Genomic DNA, 17,624 nt, shown 5'->3' with positions numbered 1-17,624 from the left:
ACAGGGGCCGGTCCGGAGGTGTCACCTCCGGACCGGCCCCTCGCCATGGCGGCCTCCCGGCCGTACGCCTACGCGGCCGTGGTCACCCGGGTCGCCGTCAGCGGCCGGTGCGGCGCGATGATCTGGCCGTCCGGCAGCAGCTCGCCGGTGTCCTCGAAGAGGAGGACGCCGTTGCACAGCAGGCTCCAGCCCTGCTCGGGATGGTGCGCCACGACCCGGGCGGCTTCCCGGTCGGCGGAGTCAGCGGTCGGGCAGAGTGGCTGGTGCTGGCACATGGGAGGGTTCTTTCGCTGCGGTGTGGAGTCTGTCCTGCGGCTCGACGCGGTGTTCATGGCCGCCCCCCGTCTTTCGGTTGGTCCGTTCCCAGTGTTGCCCCACGGGCGTGTTTCCGCAGGGATTTCGCGACAGCTCGTCCTACAGCTGAAGGACGTGTCACCCGCACGGATGGTTCAACGCAAACCCCCCACCCCTTCGGGTGGTTCGCAGTGGCCGCAGTGAACTAGTCCGCTTGGCCCAGGGCCGGAACGCGCCGGTGCCCCGCGTCCGGGCGGACGCGGGGCACCGCTGTGACGGGCCGCCCTGGGCAGGGAACCGGGGCGGCCTCGGGGCCCGACGGGTCTTCACGGCCTGCCGGTGCCCGGTTGTGCCGGTCGTTCCCGCGTGCGGCCGCGCTGATGCTCAGGCCGTGGAACCGAGGAGCGGGGGCGGTGCGAGCCGTACGGCCAGCCGCGGCAGGAGGTCGGCCACCCGGTGCGGGCGGTGGGCGGCGATCCCGGGCGGCGCCGGCGCCAGGGGGATCAGCATGTCCTCGGGAGCCGGCGACCCCGCGGAGGGGTCCGCTTCCGTGTTGCCGTGCAGCCAGAGCGTGAGCATGTACAGGTCGGGCACCGACAGCAGCCGGGCCTGCCAGGGGGCCTGCGACCCCTCCGCCTGGCGCAGGGCCCGCTCGGTCGAGGCGACGTACGGCCCCTCGCAGAAGTGCGAGAAGGCCCAGCCGTCCGCCGCGGGCGCCACGTCCGCCGCGGCCAGGGACAGTTCGCCGCCGCGGATCAGGAAGCGCCACCCGACGAGTCGGGTGCTCGGCGCCGCCCCGGCCGGGGCGGTGGCCAGCACGTGGACCGGCAGGGGGGCGTCGGCGCTCAGCGGACCCGGGACGGACCGCAGGGCGGGGGTGCCGGCCTCACGGGCCGCCGGCGATCCCAACGCGGTGAGGACGGCGTGCAAAGCAGCAGCAGGGGGCTGGGAGACATGGAGCGGCATGGTGGGTCGCCTCTCACTCGAGACAGACGGGAATGCGCGGGTGGGTGCGGACGACGCTGTCAGCAGCGGGGCGGAGGAGGCGCCCGGGGCGCCACGCCCGGCGCCGATTCTCGGCCTCTGCGCGGAGTTTATACGACACATGTTCACGGCAGGTTTCCGCTAGTCGATGCCGATAATCCGGTCAAGACGCTAGCGCGCCTTGTTCACGCCCGTGTTTCAGGGGTATTTCCGGCTATTCGCCCCACGTTTCGGTGCTGCTACCAGGCCGGTCATTCGCGGCGCGGACGGCTGGATCTCGTCGGCGTTTTTCACCATGCCGCCGGAGGTGATGTGCTAGCAGATCCATGCCTCCGGAATGTGCCGGAGGGCGTCGGCGCCAGCCTAGTGGCAAAGGGCGGCCCGCACGGGCGTTACGGATCGGCCCGACGGGGCATCATCGTCCCGGACGCGAGCGCCGGTGCCGCGTGCCACCCACGCGAGGAGGGACCCTTCGATGGGGGAGAAGGTCGTGGCGGCGGCGTTTGACCTGGCGGATCGGCAGTCGTACCGCCGGAAGCTGCGGCAGTGCCTGGAGGCGCTGGAGCGGCTGCTCGCCGAGCGTCGTTTCGACCGGCCGCGCAATCTCATGGGCATCGAGATCGAACTCAATCTGGCCGGGCCCGACGGGCTGCCCCGGATGATGAATGGCGCGGTGCTTGAGCGGATCGCGAGCCGGGATTTCCAGACGGAGCTCGGGATGTTCAACGTGGAATTGAACGTGGCGCCGCACCGGCTCGGCGGCCATGTTTTCTCGCAGCTCGCCGAGGAACTCCGCACGGGGATCGGCTACGCGCACCGCAAGGCCGAGGAACTGGGCGCGGGAATCGTCATGATCGGCATACTGCCGACCCTCACCCGGCAGGACGTGGACCTCGCCAACATCTCGTCCGGCGACCGGTACCTGCTGCTCAACGACCAGATCCTCATGGCGCGCGGCGAGGACTTCTCCCTGGAGATCGACGGCGTGGAGCGGCTCAGCTGCACGGCGGCCTCCATCACGCCGGAGGCCGCCTGCACCTCCGTACAACTGCATCTGCAGGTCACGCCGGGCCGCTTCGCCGATGTGTGGAACGCGGCCCAGGCCGTGGCCGCCGTGCAGATAGCCGTCGGGGCGAACGCCCCCTTCCTCTTCGGCCGCGAGGTGTGGCGGGAGTCCCGGCCGCCGCTCTTCGAGCAGGCCACCGACACCCGGCCGCCGGAGCTGAAGTCGCAGGGCGTGCGGCCCCGGACCTGGTTCGGCGAGCGCTGGGTGGAGTCGGCGTACGAGCTGTTCGAGGAGAACCTGCGGTACTTCCCCGCGCTGCTGCCGCTGTGCGACGAGCAGGACCCGCTGCGGGTGCTGGACGACGGGGGCACCCCCGCCCTGCACGAGCTGGTCCTGCACAACGGCACCGTCTACCGCTGGAACCGGCCGGTGTACGGAGTCGTGGACGGCGTGCCGCACCTGCGGGTGGAGAACAGGGTGCTCCCCGCAGGGCCGACCGTCGACGACGTGATCGCCAACGCCGCCTTCTACTACGGGCTTGTGCGGGCGCTCGCCGAGGACAGCCGACCGGTGTGGAAGCGCATGCCGTTCAGCGACGCGGCGGCCAACTTCGATGCGGCCTGCCGCCACGGCCTGGACGCCGAACTGCGGTGGCCGCGTCCCGGGCGCGGCAGCGGGGTGAGCGCCGTCCCCGCGGTCAAGCTGGTCCGCGACGAGCTCCTGCCGCTGGCCGCCGCCGGGCTGGACGCCTGGGGTGTCGAGCCGGCCGACCGGGACCGCACCCTCGGTGTGATCGAGGAGCGGTGCCGCCGACGGGTGAACGGCGCCTCGTGGCAGGTGGAGACCTTCCACCGGGCCGTCGAGGCGGGACTGGAGCGGGACGCCGCGCTGGCGGCGACCGCGCGGCGCTACCAGGAGCTGTCGCTGCGGGGCGAGCCGGTGCACACCTGGCCGGTGAGCTGCCCCGGGCCCCGCCCGCAGCGCTCGCGCTGACCTGCCGCCGGCCGCAGGAGGGTCCGCCGGCCGCCGTGTCTTCGCGGCACGGCAGGTGTTTCTCGCGGTGCCTGTCGGTGCCTGTCGGTGCCTGTCGGTGCCTGTCGGTGCCTGTCGGTGCCTGTCGGTGCCTGTCGGTGCCTGTCGGTGCTCGCTGGTGCCCGCCGGTCCGGCGTGCCGCAGGGCTGCCCGGACGGCTGGGGCGCGATCCGTCTGCGGTCGGCGCACGCCGGCGGCTCCGTACGTGTCGGGCGGGGCCGGCGGCGGGGTGCGCGGGCGACTGGGGCCGCATCGCCACCGCGGCCGTGACCCCCGTGCGCCTGCGTGGGCGGTGCGCGTCCGGGCCGGAGTTCGTCCGCGCCGGAGTTCGTCCGCGCCCCGCGGCCCCCTCCCGGCGCCGCGTCGGGCAAGCTGGACGGCGCGAGATCACGGACGGAAGGCGGCGCGGCGTGCGGGCAGGACGCAAGGAACGGACCGGCGGGGCACCGGGATTCACGGACACGGTCGAGGAGCCGGCGCGCCGGACCCTGCGGACGGAGACCCTCATCGTGCTCGCGCTGTCGCTCGGCGCCAGCGCGGTGCTCTCCCTCATCCGCTTCGTCGGAGCACTGACCAAGCCGGAAGGCCTCGGCGAACAGGCGGCCCGGCTCAACAGCTCGTTCGCTCCGGGCCGCCCCTGGCTCGACCTGGCCTTGCAGCTCTTCGGCATCGCCACCGCGCTGGTTCCCGTCGTGCTGGTGGCGCACCTGCTGCTGCGCGAGGGCGCGGGGCTGCGGACCATCGGCTTCGACCGGCGGGCCCCGTGGCAGGACCTCTGGCGGGGTGCGCTGGTCGCGGCCGGTATCGGGAGCGCCGGGCTGGCCTTCTACCTGATCGTCCGGGCCGGCGGCTTCAACCTCACCGTCGTGCCGGAGAACCTGCCGGAGGTGTGGTGGAAGTACCCCGTGCTCGTCCTCTCCGCGCTCCAGAACTCCGTGGTGGAGGAGGTCATCGTCGTCGGCTACCTGCTGCGCAGGCTCGACCAGTTGGGGTGGTCGCCGACGGCGTCGCTGGTGGCGAGCTCGGTGCTCCGCGGTTCGTACCACCTCTACCAGGGCATCGGAGGCTTCGTCGGCAATGTGGTGATGGGCGTGGTCTTCGTGTGGCTGTACCGGCGCTGGGGGCGCGTCGGGCCGCTGGTGGTGGCGCACGCGCTGCTCGACATCGTGGCCTTCGTCGGGTACGGGCTGCTCGCCGGGAAGGTGGGCTGGCTGCCCACCGCGTGACGGGGCCGCCCGGCCGCCGGTGTCCCGCCGCCTGCTGTACCCGTACGGCAGGCGGCGGCACCGCGGGCTCGCGGTCGGCGGCGTGAGGCGGTCGGGAGCGCAGTTGCTCGCGGTGCGGGGAGCGCCGCATTCCCGGGTGGCGGCAGCGGCCCTGCGATCCACGTCGTGCGGGGCAGGGGCCCCGAAATCCCGAGGTGGGGGTGGAGTGGGCCCGCCGTCCCTGCGGCGCAGGCGGCGGACCTGCGGCCCTCGGGGCGGCGGGCGGTCGATCGGCCCCTCGCGGGCCGGTGGCGGGCTCGGGGTCAGGCGAGCAGGGCGCCGTCCAGGACCGTCACGGCGTGCCCGGTGAGCAGGGTGCGCTCGCCGCGCAGCGCGGTCCGCACCACACCGGTGCGGGACCCGCCCTGAAGGCCCGTCAGCTCCGTCCGGCCGAACCGCCGCGCCCAGAAGGGTGCCAGCGCCGTGTGCGCGCTGCCCGTGACCGGGTCCTCGTCGATGCCCAGCCGGGGGAAGAAGCACCGGGACGCGAAGTCGTGGCCGCCCGCCGGGTCCGCCGCGGGCGCCGTGGCGATGACGCCCCGTTTCGACAGGGCGGCCAGCGCGGCCAGGTCGGGTGCCAGGGACCGCACGGCCGCCTCGTCGCGCAGCTCCACGAGCAGGTCGCCCACGTGCTCCGAGGTGTCGTGCACGGACAGGACCTCCGCGCCGAGCGCCTCGGCGAGCCCGCGCGGGGTCTCCACGGGGGTCAGGGACGACGTGGGGAAGTCCATCGTGATCGCGCCGTCACCGCCGTCCTCGGTGGTGAGGATCCCGCAGCGCGCGGCGAACCGCACCGTGCCCGCGCCCTGGCCGGTGGTCCGCAGGACGTGTGCGGTCGCGAGGGTGGCGTGGCCGCACATGTCGACCTCGGCGACCGGGGTGAACCAGCGCAGCGCCCAGTCGGCGTCGCCGCCCTCCGGCAGCGGGTGCGCGAAGGCGGTTTCGGAGAGGTTGACCTCCGCGGCGACCCGCTGCAGCCAGCCGTCGTCGGGGAAGGAGTCGAGGAGCAGCACTCCGGCGGGGTTGCCGGAGAAGGGGCGGTCGGTGAAGGCGTCGACGATTCGGATACGCATGGACCGACCGTAGAGGCGCCGCGGCAGATGCGGCCAAGGCCAATCCGCGGCGACTGGACCGGTCGGCGGGGGAGGCCGGCACCACTGGACGGGGCGCGCGGATGGATCCAGGCCCCTCGCCCGCCATGACGGCAGTCGGGGCGGGCGGGGCGCGGCCCTGTCGGCGGTCGGGGCGGGCGGGGGCGCGGCCGTGCAGGCGTCGACTGCTCACGGATGCGGGGGACCGGGGGCGGGCGGCTCAGGGGGCGCCAGGTGATGGCGGTGCGTCCCGGGCCGCCGAGGGCCGGCGGGGCATGGCGGTGGGGCGTCCCGGGCCGCCGGGGCAGGGCGGTGGGGCGTGGCGGTGAGGCAGGGCGGTGGGGCATGGCGGTGGGGCAGGGCGGTGGGGCGTGGCGGTGGGGCGTCCCGGGCTGCCGGGGCGGGGGCCGGCGGGTCAGCACACCGCCCGCCAGATCTCGGCCGAGTCGAAGGCGTCCGAGGCCCGCGGGCGCTGCTCCTCGTCGTGGCAGTGGAAGGCCGCCCAGAACAGGTCGCCCGGCCGTGCGTCGTCCGGGGCGTACACCCGGTAGACGTACTGCCGGCCGTCGAGGGCGAGCAGGGAGACCATCCAGAACACAACGGGCGAGACGAACGCCCCGGCCGCCGTGGTTGCCTCCGGGGCGCGCAGCGGGTCGGCGCGCGCCCCGCGAGCAGCGGCACTCGGTCTCCTCCTTGAGGAGGAGAGGACAGCGGTGGCGCCCGACCTGCGTGGGACGCGCACATGGTTCCCCGCGGCGACGACACCGGGCCGCCGCGGCTGATGAGGTGGAAGTGTGCACAGCTCCACCCCGAAAGCGCCGGGAGCGGCCCCCGGCCCGCCGGGCGGCCGCCATGCCGGGGACCACCCCGGCTTCACCGCCGAGTTGGCCGCCGCCGTCTCCGGTGCGAGGCGCCGGGCGGCGCGTGCCGGGGATCACCAGATCGACACGGCCCATCTCCTCCACTCCCTGCTGGAGTCGGTGCCCGACGTACGGGCCGCCATCGGCGACGGGGCGCAGACGGCCCGCGTGCTCGGCTACCTCGTGCAGCGCAGCATCGGCTACGGCCTGCGCTGGCAGGAGTCGGCGGAGGAGGCGGGCCTGACGTCACCCGAGGACGACTGCGCGACCGGCTGGTCCGGGTGGTCGCCCGCCGCGGCGGCCGCGGCCAGGCGCGCCCTCCGGCGGGCCGGGGCGCGCGGCGCCGCCCGGGCCGACGCGCTCGACCTGCTCGCCGCGATGACCTCCGACCCGGCGTGCCGGGCCGTCGACGTGCTGCGGCGGGCGGGGGTCGCTTGCGCCTGGCCGGCCGACGGGGCTCCGTGCGCGGCGCCCGTTCCGACGCCGTTCCCGGCGCCTCGCGGGGAGGCGGCGCCTGACGCTGGGCCCGCTGCGGCGGCTGCTGTTCCGGACCGGGAAGAGGCGCTGCGGCGGCCGCCGTCTCAACAGGTGTCACTGCCTTTACGCTCCTGACTGCTGCCTGCCATCATGTGCCGATGCAGACGGCTCAGGTGAGGAACGTCGGCCTGGGACTCGCCCTGGCCTCGGCGTTCGCGTTCGGTGGATCAGGTGTCGCGGCGAAGCCGCTCATCGAGGCGGGCCTCGACCCGCTGCACGTGGTGTGGCTCAGGGTGGCGGGCGCGGCACTGGTCATGCTGCCCGTGGCCTGGCGCCACCGCGACCTGCTGCGCCGCAGGCCCGCACTGCTGGCCGGATTCGGGCTGTTCGCCGTGGCCGGCGTGCAGGCGTTCTACTTCGCCGCGCTGTCCCGTATCCCCGTCGGGGTCGCCCTCCTCATCGAGTACCTCGGCCCGGCGCTCGTCCTCGGCTGGGTCCGGTTCGTCCAGCGGCGCCCCGTGACCCGGGCCGCAGCGCTCGGCGTGGTCCTCGCCGTCGGCGGCCTCGCGTGCGTCGTGGAGGTCTGGGCCGGGCTCGGCTTCGACGTCGTCGGCCTCGTCCTCGCCCTGTGCGCGGCCTTCTGCCAGGCCGGCTACTTCATCCTCGCCGACCACGGCGGTGACGGGACCGAACCCGCGGACCCGCTCGGCGTCATCGCGTACGGGCTGCTCATCGGCGCCGTCGTCCTCACCGTCGTCGCACGGCCCTGGGGCATGGACGCCGAGGTGCTGCTCGGCGCCGCCGCGGTGGCCGGCTCCAGCGTGCCCGCCTGGGCGCTGCTCGCCTGGATCGTGCTGATCGCGACCGTCCTGGCCTACGTCACCGGCATCATCTCCGTACGGAAGCTCTCCCCGCAGGTGGCCGGAGTGGTGGCCTGCCTGGAGGCGGTCGTCGCCACGGTGCTCGCGTGGGTGCTGCTCGGCGAGCACCTGTCCGCACCGCAGATCGCGGGCGGTGTCCTCGTCCTGGTCGGTGCCTTCATCGCCCAGTCGCCCAAGCCCACGGCACCGTCGGGGCCCGTGGCCGGGTCGCCCGCCGACGCCGCTCGCCCGGGCGGGCAGGCCCCCGTGCAGGGCGAGGGGCGGTTGTCCGCGGGACAGGGCGCGCCGTAGAGTGCCGGGCATGCACGCGACCGTACTTCCGCCGCCCGCCGCCTGAGGCGGGCGGCGCCGCACTCCTGAAGAGGACCCGGCTCGGGCTGCGCCCCGAGCGGAACGCCGCTGCCCGTACGCGGAACCAGGCGCGCCCACGCGCGCTCCAGCGGCCTTTCCCTCGTCTCCTCCAGGAGAAGTCACGTGTCGAACCACTCCCTTCGTACTGCCGCGCCCGAAGCCGGTGAGCTCCGGGCCGTCCGCACGGGCGCTGCGGACTCCGCCGCCCGCGGGACCGCTCCGGCCTCCGTCGGGCGGGCGCTGCTCTACCTGATCGTCGCCGGGATCGCCTGGGGCACCGCCGGGGCCGCCGCCTCGCTGGTGTACCGGATCAGCGACATCGGCCCGCTCGCGCTGTCCTTCTGGCGCTGCGTCGGCGGACTCCTGCTCATGTCCGGTGTCCTCGCGCTGCGCCGCCGCGGCCGCGCCGCCGCGAGGGGCCGAGCCGCGGATGCGGAAGCGGCGCGGGACGGCGCCGCCCGCACCGAACCGCGTCGGCGCAGGGCGCTGCGCATCGTCGGTACCGGCGTCGGCCTCACCGTGTTCCAGAGCGCGTACTTCGCGGCCGTCGAGGCGACGGGACTGGCCGTCGGCACGGTCGTCACCCTGGGCGCCGGGCCGGTCCTCATCGCGCTCGGGGCACGCCTGACCATGGGGGAGCGCCTCGGGGCCGGCGGCGTGACAGCGGTCGCCGGGGCGCTCGCCGGGCTGGTCGTGCTGGTCCTCGGCGGCGGCTCGGGCTCCGTACGGCCGGCCGGGGTGGCCCTGGCCCTGCTGTCGGCCGCCGCGTACGCCGCGGTCACGCTGATCACCCGGTGGCTGGGCCGGGACGGGGGCGGCGGCGACGCCCTGGCCACCAGCACGTGGGCGTTCGCCATCGGCGCGGTCGGGCTGCTGCCGCTCGCCCTGGCGGAGGGGCTGCTGCCGTACACGGCGCAGTACGTGGAGGTGGCGGCGCTGCTGGCGTACGTGGCGGCCGTGCCGACCGCGCTCGCCTACGCGCTGTACTTCGCGGGTGCCGCCGTGGTGCGGGCCGCGACCGTGTCGGTGATCATGCTGCTGGAGCCGGTGAGCGCGGCGGTCATCGCGGTCACCCTGCTGGGTGAGCGGCTGACGGCCGCCACCGTCGCCGGGACGCTGCTGCTGCTCGCGGCCGTCTCCGGCCTCGCGTTCGCCGAGACCAGGCTCGCGGTGGTACGGCGCAGGAGCGCGGAGGCGGTCGCCGCATAGCGGCGCGCGGAAACCGGTGCCCGGCCCGGTCGCCTTGCCTCGGGTCGCCCTGCCGCCGCGCTGGGCGGCCGGTGTCCGGAACCGTTCCATCTGCCGCCGGGCGGGTGGTCGTTGGCGGGGCCGGGCGGTCCGCCGGACCGGTCGGCAGCGATCGGGCTGAGCGGCCGGTGGGCGGTGGCCGGGCCAGGTGACCGGAGGCCGGTGGCCGGTGGTCGGGCCGGACGGCAGTGGGCGGTGGTCGGGACCGGCCCACCCGCCGCCTGGCCGGTGGGCCGGTATCCGGGCCCGTCGACTCGCTGTCGCGCCGGTCCCCCCCGTAGCCGGGTGCCTCACGTGCGTCACCTGCTGACCGGCGCGTCGCTGGTGACGCCCGGGGCGCTCGCGCTCGTGCAGCCCGTCGCCCGGCTCAGCGCGGTGCGGCGAGGTAGCCGGGGAGCGGCACGGACGGCCGCAGGTCGTGGTTCGCGACAGGCGTGCCGTGGTGCACCGCGACCGGAACGACGCCCGCCCAGTGAGGCAGACCCAGGTCCTCGGGCTCGTCGTTGGCGTCTCCGGTGCGCACCTTGGCGGACACTTCGGCAAGGTCCAGGCGCAGGACCGCGGTCGCCGCGAGCTCCTTGGCGTCGGCCGGGCGCGAGTCCCGGGACCTGCCCGGCACCACGTGGTCGACGAGGGCATCCAGCGCGATCCGCTTCTCCTCGGGGTCGGTGACCTGGTGCGCGGTGCCGTGGACCATGACGGAGCGGTAGTTCACCGAGTGGTGGAAGGCGGAGCGGGCCAGCACCAGCCCGTCGACATGGGTCACCGTCAGGCAGACGGCCAGCCCCGGCGCGTCCTCGCTGCGTCCGCCCGCCATCCGCAGCGGCCGCGACCCGGTCGAACCGTGGACGTAGAGGCGGTCGCCCACCCGGCCGTACAGGGTCGGCAGGACGACCGGGGCGCCGTCGCGCACGTACCCCAGGTGGCAGACGTACGCCTCGTCGAGTATCGCGTGGACCAGCTCCCTGTCGTACGACGCCCGCTCACGGGCGCGCGCCGGGACGGTGCGGTCCGTCGGCTCGTACCGTCCCGCGGCGGCGGTGCCGACGGAGGCGGCGGAGGCGGAGGAGGAGGGCGGTACTGCTTCCGACATGACATCCCCTATTGTGCTAGTGCATAATCTTGATTGTGCTAGGAGATTATCGGATCGAAGGGTCCCGTGCATCGGAGATTGCGGCCAGCGTGGAGCGCGGCGTCGGCTCGGGTGCGCTCGCGCCGGGCCAACACCTGCCGCCCATGAGGGAGTTGGCGAGGGAACTGGGCGTCAATCCCCATACCGTCGCTGCCGCCTACCGCACCCTGCGCGAGCGGGGCGTCATCGAGACCGCCGGGCGCAGGGGCACCCGCGTGCGGCCGCGACCGGCCACCACCGCCCGGGGCACCCTCCGGATCGAGGCGCCCGCCGGGGTGCGGGACATCGGCGAGGGCAATCCGGACCCGACGCTCCTCCCGCGGCTCTCCGACGCCCTGGCGGCCGCCGCGCGCGAGTACGACGCGGCACCCGGGTTGTACGGGCTGTCGGCCGTGGACGAGGAGTTCGCGGACCTCGTGCGGGCCGCGTTGGACGCCGACGGGGTGCCGGCCGGTCCCGTCGCCGTCGCGTCGGGCTCGCTGGACGTCATCGAGCGCGTGCTCGGCGCCCATCTGCGGCCCGGTGACGCCGTGGCGGTCGAGGACCCCGGGTGGGGCAGCGTGCTCGACCTCGTGCCGGCGCTCGGGCTCCGGGTCGTGCCCGTACGGCTCGACGACGACGGCCCCCTGCCCGGCGAGGTGGAACGCGCCCTGCGTGACGGCGCGCGGGCCCTCATCGTGACCGACCGGGCGCAGAACCCCACCGGCGCCGCGGTCGGCGCTGCCCGCGCCGCCGAACTGCGCGCCGTCCTGGCCGCGTACCCGGAGGTCCTGCTCGTGGAGGACGACCACGGGCACGGCTTCGTCGACCTCCCCGTCCATCCGCTGGCCGGCTCCACCCGCCACTGGGCGTTCGTCCGGTCCGTGGCCAAGGCCTGTGGTCCCGACTTCCGCGTGGCGGCCTTCACCGGTGACGAGGTCACCGTCGACCGGGTCACCGGACGCCAGCAGCTGGGACCCGGGTGGGTGAGTCGGCTGCTCCAGCGGGCCGTGGTCCACCTGTGGCGCTCCGGCTCCGTCGACCGGGCCGCGCTCGCGCGGGCGTACGGCGAGCGGCGCGACGCCCTGATCCGGGCCCTGGAGGCACGAGGGGTCGCGGCGCACGGGCGCAGCGGGATGAACGTGTGGGTGCCGGTCGCCGACGAGACGGGCGTGGTCGCCCGGCTGCTGCACGCCGGTTGGGCGGTCGCCCCAGGAGCCCGGTTCCGCGTGGTGTCCGGCCCCGCGGTGCGGCTCACCGTCTCCTCGCTGACGCCGGCCGACGTCGAGCAGCTGGCGGAGGCGGTCGCGGCGGCGGCGGGGCCGGTGGCGGTCCGCAGCTACGGCTGACGCGCGCCGCGGCCGGTGGGGGAGGGGGCGAGCGCGCCGGAGCCGGTGCCGTCGCCGTCGGGGGCCGATGGCGGGGTGGCTGAAGTGCCCGCGGTGGCGGGCGGCACGGCGACGGCACCCGAGGGGGCGGGCGGTACGGCGGTGGTGGTGGAGCCGGACGCGGATATGCCGGGATCCGGTGTGTGCGGGGCCTGTGTGCCGGGAGCGGGGACGGCGGGTGCCGGGCCGATCGGGCCCGTCACGCGGCGGGTGGTGCCGCGGCTCTGGGTGAGGGCCGCGCCGGCCAGCACGATGAGGGCTCCGACAGGGGTGTTCCACGCGAGGGGCTCGTCGAGCAGGGTCACGCCGGCCGCCGTGGCGATGACCGGGACGAAGTACGTGACCATCTGACCGGTCGTGGGGCCGACTTCGGCGACGATCCCGTACTGGACCAGCATCGCGACCCCCGTGCCCAGCACGCCCAGCGCGGCCACCGCCAGCAGCGGAACCACCGGGAACGCCGTGGGAACGCCGCTGGACAGTGCGGTCGCGACGGCCACCTGCGCCGTCGCCAGCATCAACTGCGCTCCGGTCAGCGACAGGTGCGACTCGCTGCGGCCGGCCAGGGTCCGGCGCACGTAGATCCAGCCGACCGGGTAGCTCAGGGACGCACCCAGCGCCATGGCCGTCCCCGCCGCGTCGACCCCCGCGAACCCCTGCCAGGCCCCGAGCACGGTCAGCACGCCCAGGAAGCCGACCCCGAGCCCCGCCACACGCCTCCGAGTGGGGCGGTCCTCCGAGAGCGCGACCAGCGACAGGACCATGCCCCACAGCGGCGAGGTGGCGTTGCAGATCCCCGCGAGCGTCGACGGGATCGTCAGCTCGGCGTACGCGAACAGCGAGAACGGCAGGGCGTTGAGGAAGAACGCCGCCACCGCCAGATGCCCCCACGTGCGGGCGCCGCGCGGCAGCCCCGTCCGCCGCACCGCCATGGCCGCGGCCAGCACCGCCGTACCGAACAGCAGCCTCCCGAAGGTGACGTGGAACGGCGCGTACCCCTGCGTGCCCACCTTGATGAGCAGGAAGCTGAAGCCCCAGACCAGCGCCAGCGCCGCGAACCGGACACGCCAGTCCACGCGCGGCAGCCGCGGCCCCCGGTCGCCACCCGGGCCGGAGTTGGGCGTCCGGCCGGAAGCAGCCTGAGAAGAGGCAGTCCGAGCCGTGGCCGTCCGCTTGTGGGCGGTCGGGGGGAAAGCGGTCCGCGGGGAGGCGGGCCGCGCGTGGGGCGTCCGCGCGGAGGCGGTACGGGAGGCGGGCAGGGGCGGGCGAGGGCGGGGCGTGGTCGGCATGGGACCACGATGACCGCAACGATCTCTTAGGACAAGTGAGTTTTCCTCAAGGGCTTTGGTTAGTATGACTTACATGTTGAACCTGGAGCGCCTGCGCACGCTCGACGCCCTCGCCCGCCACGGCTCGGTCAGCGGCGCCGCCGAAGGGCTGCACGTCACGACCTCCGCCGTCTCACAGCAGCTGTCCAAACTGGAGCGGGAAGTGGGCCAGCAGCTCGTCGCCAAGAACGGGCGCGGCGTGCGGCTCACCGACGCGGGACAGCTCCTCGCCGTCCACGCCGCCCGGATCCTTTCGCAGGTCGAGCTCGCCCAGGCGGACATCGAGGCCCAGCGCGGTCAGGTGGTCGGCGAGGTCCGCCTGGCGGGCTTCCCGACGGCCGCTCGCGGTCTGTTCCCCCACACCGTCACCGCTCTTCGCGGCGCCCACCCGGACCTGCGGGTCCGCAGCAGCGAGCTGGAACCCGAGGAGAGCGTCCGAGCCGTCCTGCGCGGCGACGCGGACCTGGCCGTCGTCCTCGACTGGAGCAACAAGCGGCTGCCCGTGCCCGCGGGGCTGAACCACGCCAACCTCCTCGACGACGCCGCCGACGTGGCGATGCCCGCCACCCACCGCCATGCTCGGCGCGACGCCGTGGACCTGGAGGACTTCGCGGACGACGACTGGGTCTCCTGGCCCGAGGGCGAGTTCTGCTACGAGTGGCTCGTCTTCACCCTGCGCTCCCAGGGCATCGAACCGCGCATCGCCCACTTCGCGGGCGAGCACCACACGCAGCTCGCCCTCATCCAGGCCGGGCTGGGCGTGTGCGTCACACCTCGGCTCGGCCGCGGGCCCGTGCCCGACGGCGTCGTCCTCGTACCTGTACGGCAGCAGATGCGACGGCACATCTACGCCGTGTGGCGCGCCGACGCCGACCGGCGTCCCTCGGTCCGGGCCACGGTGCAGGCGCTGCGTGACGCCGCACAGGCCGTGGGCTCGGGGGACTCGGATGCGGGCTCGGTCCATCGTGCCTCGGTCCCGGGGGACTCGGATGCGGGCTCGGCCGGTCGCGCCTCCGGCTCGGCCGACCCGGGCACGCCCGACTGACCGCCGCCCGCTCCGGCACCCAGAGGGCCGTCGGGCCGTTCGAGGCGCGACCGGCAGGGGTGTTCCAGTGCCGTGCGGCGCCCCGCTCACCGTCCGCGCCGCCGACCGGCGAGCGGGGCGCACGCACGCACGACGGTGGGCGCCCCGACCCTCGGAGCGCCCACCGGGTCCCGGCCGCCGACCAGCCGGAGCAGTAGCGGGCGCCACACGGCGCCCGTCCCCTCACGCCAGCATGATGGACTCACCCTCCACCGTGATCGACGCGGGCGCCAGGGGGGTCGTGGCGGGACCGGCCTTGACGCTCCCGTCCGCGGCGTCGAACTTGCTGCCGTGGCAGGGGCAGTTGATCACCCCGTCGCTGATGTCCTTCACCGCGCAGCCCTGATGCGTGCACATGGCGGAGAACGCCTTGAACTCGCCCGACGCCGGCTGGGTGACGACCACACCCTGGTCGGCGAACACCTTGCCGCCGCCCTCCGGGATGTCACCCGTCTTCGCGAGCACCTTGCCGCCGCCTCCCGACCCGGCGCCGGTGCCGCCGGACGCGTCCGCCGGGGCACCACCCGAACCGGCGTCCGCACCGGGACCGCTGCCCGCGCCCGCCGTGCCGGATCCGGTGCCGTCCGCGCCCCCGCACGCCGCCAGGACGGCGACGAGCCCCGCGGTCCCCGCCGCCGTGACGACCGCACGGCGGCCCACCGGCCCGCCCGGTCCCTGTACTGCCCCGCTCCTTGCGGCCATGCACCGACCCCTTCCGCTCCCTGTGCTGAGTCCTTCAGCCGTCACCCTGGGGTACGGAGCGGACTTCCGGGGCGTTCACGCGCCGAGGGACCTTTTCAGGAACTCCACCTCCAGCGCCAGCTGCCCGCTCACCACCTCCTCCCGCGTCACCCGGTGCGTCGCTCCCGGCAGCGGCAGCACCGTGTGCGGTCGCCCCGCCGCCAGCAGCGCCGACGACAGCCGCAAGGTGTGGGCCACCACCACGTTGTCGTCCGCAAGCCCGTGCACCAGCATCAGCGGTCGCCTCAGCCGGTGCGCCCCGGCCACGAGCGACGAGCGCGCGTACGCCTCCGGCGTCACCTCCGGGTGGCCGAGGAAGCGCTCCTCCCAGTGCGTGTCGTACAGCCGCCGGTCCGCCGGCGCCGCGCCGGCGACCGCGGCGTGGAAGACGTCGGGCCGGTGCAGCACCGCCCCGACGGCGAGGTAGCCGCCGTACGACCAGCCCCTGATGCCGACCCGGCCCAGGTCCAGTCCCGGATACCGCTCCGCCACCGCGTGGAGCGCCTCGACCTGGTCCTCCAGCGCGGGCCCCAGCCGGTCGCCGCGCACGGCCGTCTGCCAGGCCCTGCCCCGCCCGGGCGTACCGCGCCCGTCCGTGACGAGCACCGCGAAGCCCTGCTCGGCGAACCACTGCGCCACCGTGCTGGGCCAGCCGTACGCCCGGACGGCCAGCTGCAGCCCCGGCCCCGCGTACGGGCTGAGCAGCACGGGCAGCGGTCCGCCCGACCCGGCGACGTACCAGGACGGCAGATACAGGTGGCTGCGCAGGTCCCGCGCCCCCGAGGACAGATGGACGGGCCGCGGGGGCAGGGCGGGTCCTCCGCGAGGACGGCGATCCGGCCCGCCGGGCGGCCGGGGTCCGCGGGCCCCGCGTCGCGCTGCGGGCTTCCGTCCCGCCGGGTGGTGCTGTCGGGCGCTGTCGTCCAGTCGGGAACTGTCCTCTCGCCATGACCGCTCTTCCGGCCATGACCTGACCTCTGGCCGTGCGCCGTCCCCTGGCCGAGCACTGTCCTCTGGCCGTGCGCTGTCCTCTGGCCGTGCACTGGCCTCTGGTCGTGTCCTGTCCTCTGGTCGGGTTCCGTGGTCCGGCTCCGGTCCGCGGTCCGGTCGCCGCCGCCCACCACCGTCACCGTGCGGCCCGCGCAGGTGGTGGACGACAGCACCACGGCGGCACCGCCGACCGCCGCCGTGTGCACGCCCGGCTCGCGGGTCACCCGGCGGAAGCCCTCACCAGGCGCGTACGTCCACAGATGCGTCTCCTCCGGGTCCTCGCTCGCCGTGAAGAACACCCGCTCACCCACCGCACCGAGGACCTCCCGCACCTGCACGCCCGGCGGCGAGACCGCCGCGGCACCCACCCGCAGCCCGTACGTGTCGCCGTGCACCTCGGGCACCACGAGCGACCCCGCGGCGGTCCTGGCGGGCGTGCCGGGCAGGAGGGGCACCCACGCCGCGTCCCGGCGGCTGTGCAGGGGGCGCGTCGCGCCCGTGCCCGGATCGACCGCCACCGTCAGGGCGGTGCGCTGGTCCCGGGTCTGCACCTCCACGTACGGGCCGTGCCCGTCCCAGCCGGCCGCCGTGACGTACTCGAACCGGGGATCCGTCCACTCGCCCTCCGGGTGGCCCTCCGGCTCCGCCTCCGCGGGGAGGCGCACCGGGGTGCGCCGTCCGTCCAGTGCCACGACGTGAGCCGTCACCTCGGGATTCGCCGTGCCCGCCGCCGGATAGCGCAGCACCCGCGGCGGCCGGGCGGGATCGGCCGGATCCGCGAGGTACCAGCGGCTCACCCGCGCCTGGTCGACGCGCAGCACCAGGAGGGCGCGGCTGTCGGGAGACCACCAGTACGCGCGCGTACGCCCTATCGACTCCGCCGAGACGTGGTCCGCCAGACCGTACGTGACATCCTCCGACTCCGGCACCGCGAGGGCCGCGTCCCCCGCACCGTCGGTGCCGACCACCCGCACGGTGCCCCCGGACACGTACGCCACGCGCGAGCCGTCCGGAGAGGGGCGGGGATCCACCGCGGGGCCCGCGGTGGGGATGCGCCACGGGACGCCGCCGTCCGTCCGCACCGCCCAGAGGACCCCGGCCGGTGCGAACACCGCGAGGCCGGCGTCCCGGTCGGTGGCGTAGGCGACGATGCCGGACGCCATGTCCCGCGCGCGCTCCCGGCGGACACGCTCCTCCTCCGGCAACTCCTCGCCGTCCGCGCCTCCGCCGGCCAGCGTCCCGGGGTCGACCAGCAGCCGCTCCCCGCCGTTCTCGTACACCCACAGGCAGCCCACCGGATCGGTGCCGGAACGTGTGCGGACGAACAGCACCCGGGCGCCGTCGGGTGAGACCGTGAACCGGCCGGGAACGCCGAGGGAGAAGCGGCGGCTGCGGGCGAACACGCGGGGAAACCCCGGGTCGGCCAGGGCCGTCGAGGAAGGCGGGAGGTGGGCAGGGGAAGGCGAGGGAGGAACGGGTGTCTGGGTCATCCA

The 17,624-nt window shown here is 75.3% G+C and carries 14 protein-coding genes and 2 pseudogenes; 7 read left to right on the top strand and 9 right to left on the bottom strand.

Features of this window, described 5'->3' with window-relative positions; translation table 11 throughout:
• Positions 1 to 68: 68 nt before the first annotated feature.
• Complete coding sequence (locus L6E17_RS01735) at positions 69 to 275, bottom strand: DUF5999 family protein (RefSeq protein ID WP_308315807.1); 207 nt, start codon at positions 273 to 275, stop codon at positions 69 to 71.
• Between the two features lie 403 nt (positions 276 to 678).
• The gene (locus L6E17_RS01730; protein WP_236239014.1) at positions 679 to 1,260 is read right to left on the bottom strand and encodes a hypothetical protein; all 582 of its coding nucleotides are present in this window, start codon (positions 1,258 to 1,260) and stop codon (positions 679 to 681) included.
• Positions 1,261 to 1,753: 493 nt separating this feature from the next.
• On the opposite strand from L6E17_RS01730, the gene L6E17_RS01725 reads away from it, so the two are divergent.
• Positions 1,754 to 3,277, top strand: a complete 1,524-nt coding sequence (locus tag L6E17_RS01725) for a glutamate-cysteine ligase family protein (RefSeq protein WP_236239013.1) — start codon at positions 1,754 to 1,756, stop codon at positions 3,275 to 3,277.
• A 527-nt stretch (positions 3,278 to 3,804) separates the two neighbouring features.
• On the top strand, positions 3,805 to 4,542 hold the full coding sequence (locus tag L6E17_RS01720; RefSeq protein ID WP_236239602.1) for a CPBP family intramembrane glutamic endopeptidase: 738 nt from the start codon (positions 3,805 to 3,807) through the stop codon (positions 4,540 to 4,542).
• Between the two features lie 302 nt (positions 4,543 to 4,844).
• Here L6E17_RS01720 and L6E17_RS01715 read toward each other — a convergent pair whose 3' ends face one another.
• Positions 4,845 to 5,654, bottom strand: a complete 810-nt coding sequence (locus L6E17_RS01715) for a PhzF family phenazine biosynthesis protein (protein WP_236239012.1) — start codon at positions 5,652 to 5,654, stop codon at positions 4,845 to 4,847.
• A 433-nt stretch (positions 5,655 to 6,087) separates the two neighbouring features.
• Positions 6,088 to 6,270 (bottom strand): hypothetical protein, encoded by a 183-nt coding sequence (locus L6E17_RS01710; protein WP_236239011.1) that lies wholly within the window; start codon positions 6,268 to 6,270, stop codon positions 6,088 to 6,090.
• A gap of 196 nt (positions 6,271 to 6,466) precedes the next feature.
• On the opposite strand from L6E17_RS01710, the gene L6E17_RS31325 reads away from it, so the two are divergent.
• From L6E17_RS31325 to L6E17_RS01695, 3 genes are all read left to right on the top strand, one after another.
• The gene (locus L6E17_RS31325; RefSeq protein ID WP_374108974.1) at positions 6,467 to 7,144 is read left to right on the top strand and encodes a peptidase; all 678 of its coding nucleotides are present in this window, start codon (positions 6,467 to 6,469) and stop codon (positions 7,142 to 7,144) included.
• A gap of 23 nt (positions 7,145 to 7,167) precedes the next feature.
• Positions 7,168 to 8,181 carry a DMT family transporter gene (locus L6E17_RS01700; protein ID WP_236239010.1) on the top strand — a complete coding sequence of 338 codons (1,014 nt, stop codon included), beginning with the start codon at positions 7,168 to 7,170 and terminating at the stop codon, positions 8,179 to 8,181.
• A 300-nt stretch (positions 8,182 to 8,481) separates the two neighbouring features.
• On the top strand, positions 8,482 to 9,450 hold the full coding sequence (locus L6E17_RS01695) for a DMT family transporter (protein ID WP_236239601.1): 969 nt from the start codon (positions 8,482 to 8,484) through the stop codon (positions 9,448 to 9,450).
• 406 nt (positions 9,451 to 9,856) lie between these two features.
• Here L6E17_RS01695 and L6E17_RS01690 read toward each other — a convergent pair whose 3' ends face one another.
• Positions 9,857 to 10,582: a pyridoxamine 5'-phosphate oxidase family protein gene (locus L6E17_RS01690; RefSeq protein ID WP_236239009.1), complete on the bottom strand. Its 726-nt coding sequence runs from the start codon at positions 10,580 to 10,582 to the stop codon at positions 9,857 to 9,859.
• Positions 10,583 to 10,617: 35 nt separating this feature from the next.
• On the opposite strand from L6E17_RS01690, the gene L6E17_RS01685 reads away from it, so the two are divergent.
• On the top strand, positions 10,618 to 11,949 hold the full coding sequence (locus tag L6E17_RS01685) for an aminotransferase class I/II-fold pyridoxal phosphate-dependent enzyme (RefSeq protein WP_236239008.1): 1,332 nt from the start codon (positions 10,618 to 10,620) through the stop codon (positions 11,947 to 11,949).
• Here L6E17_RS01685 and L6E17_RS01680 read toward each other — a convergent pair.
• Positions 11,940 to 13,073 carry an EamA family transporter gene (locus L6E17_RS01680; protein WP_374108994.1) on the bottom strand — a complete coding sequence of 378 codons (1,134 nt, stop codon included), beginning with the start codon at positions 13,071 to 13,073 and terminating at the stop codon, positions 11,940 to 11,942. The two genes, L6E17_RS01685 and L6E17_RS01680, sit on opposite strands and share 10 nt — an antisense overlap.
• A 277-nt stretch (positions 13,074 to 13,350) precedes the next feature.
• Between L6E17_RS01680 and L6E17_RS01675 the strand changes: the two genes are divergently transcribed.
• On the top strand, positions 13,351 to 14,361 hold the full coding sequence (locus tag L6E17_RS01675) for a LysR family transcriptional regulator (protein WP_236239600.1): 1,011 nt from the start codon (positions 13,351 to 13,353) through the stop codon (positions 14,359 to 14,361).
• A gap of 222 nt (positions 14,362 to 14,583) precedes the next feature.
• On the opposite strand, the gene L6E17_RS01670 is transcribed toward L6E17_RS01675, so the two are convergent.
• The 3 genes and pseudogenes from L6E17_RS01670 to L6E17_RS01660 all read right to left on the bottom strand — a co-directional run.
• On the bottom strand, positions 14,584 to 15,102 hold the full coding sequence (locus L6E17_RS01670) for a Rieske (2Fe-2S) protein (RefSeq protein ID WP_236239006.1): 519 nt from the start codon (positions 15,100 to 15,102) through the stop codon (positions 14,584 to 14,586).
• A 75-nt stretch (positions 15,103 to 15,177) separates the two neighbouring features.
• Positions 15,178 to 15,995 (bottom strand): annotated as a pseudogene (locus tag L6E17_RS01665) (alpha/beta hydrolase family protein); the annotation flags it as partial.
• A 645-nt stretch (positions 15,996 to 16,640) separates the two neighbouring features.
• Positions 16,641 to 17,294: pseudogene (locus L6E17_RS01660) on the bottom strand (DPP IV N-terminal domain-containing protein); the annotation flags it as partial.
• Between the last annotated feature and the right edge of the window lie 330 nt (positions 17,295 to 17,624).

Source organism: Streptomyces sp. CC228A, from assembly GCF_021390935.1.
In the GTDB taxonomy this organism is placed as follows: Bacteria; Actinomycetota; Actinomycetes; order Streptomycetales; family Streptomycetaceae; genus Streptomyces.
This window is presented reverse-complemented; position numbering and strand designations above follow the sequence as displayed.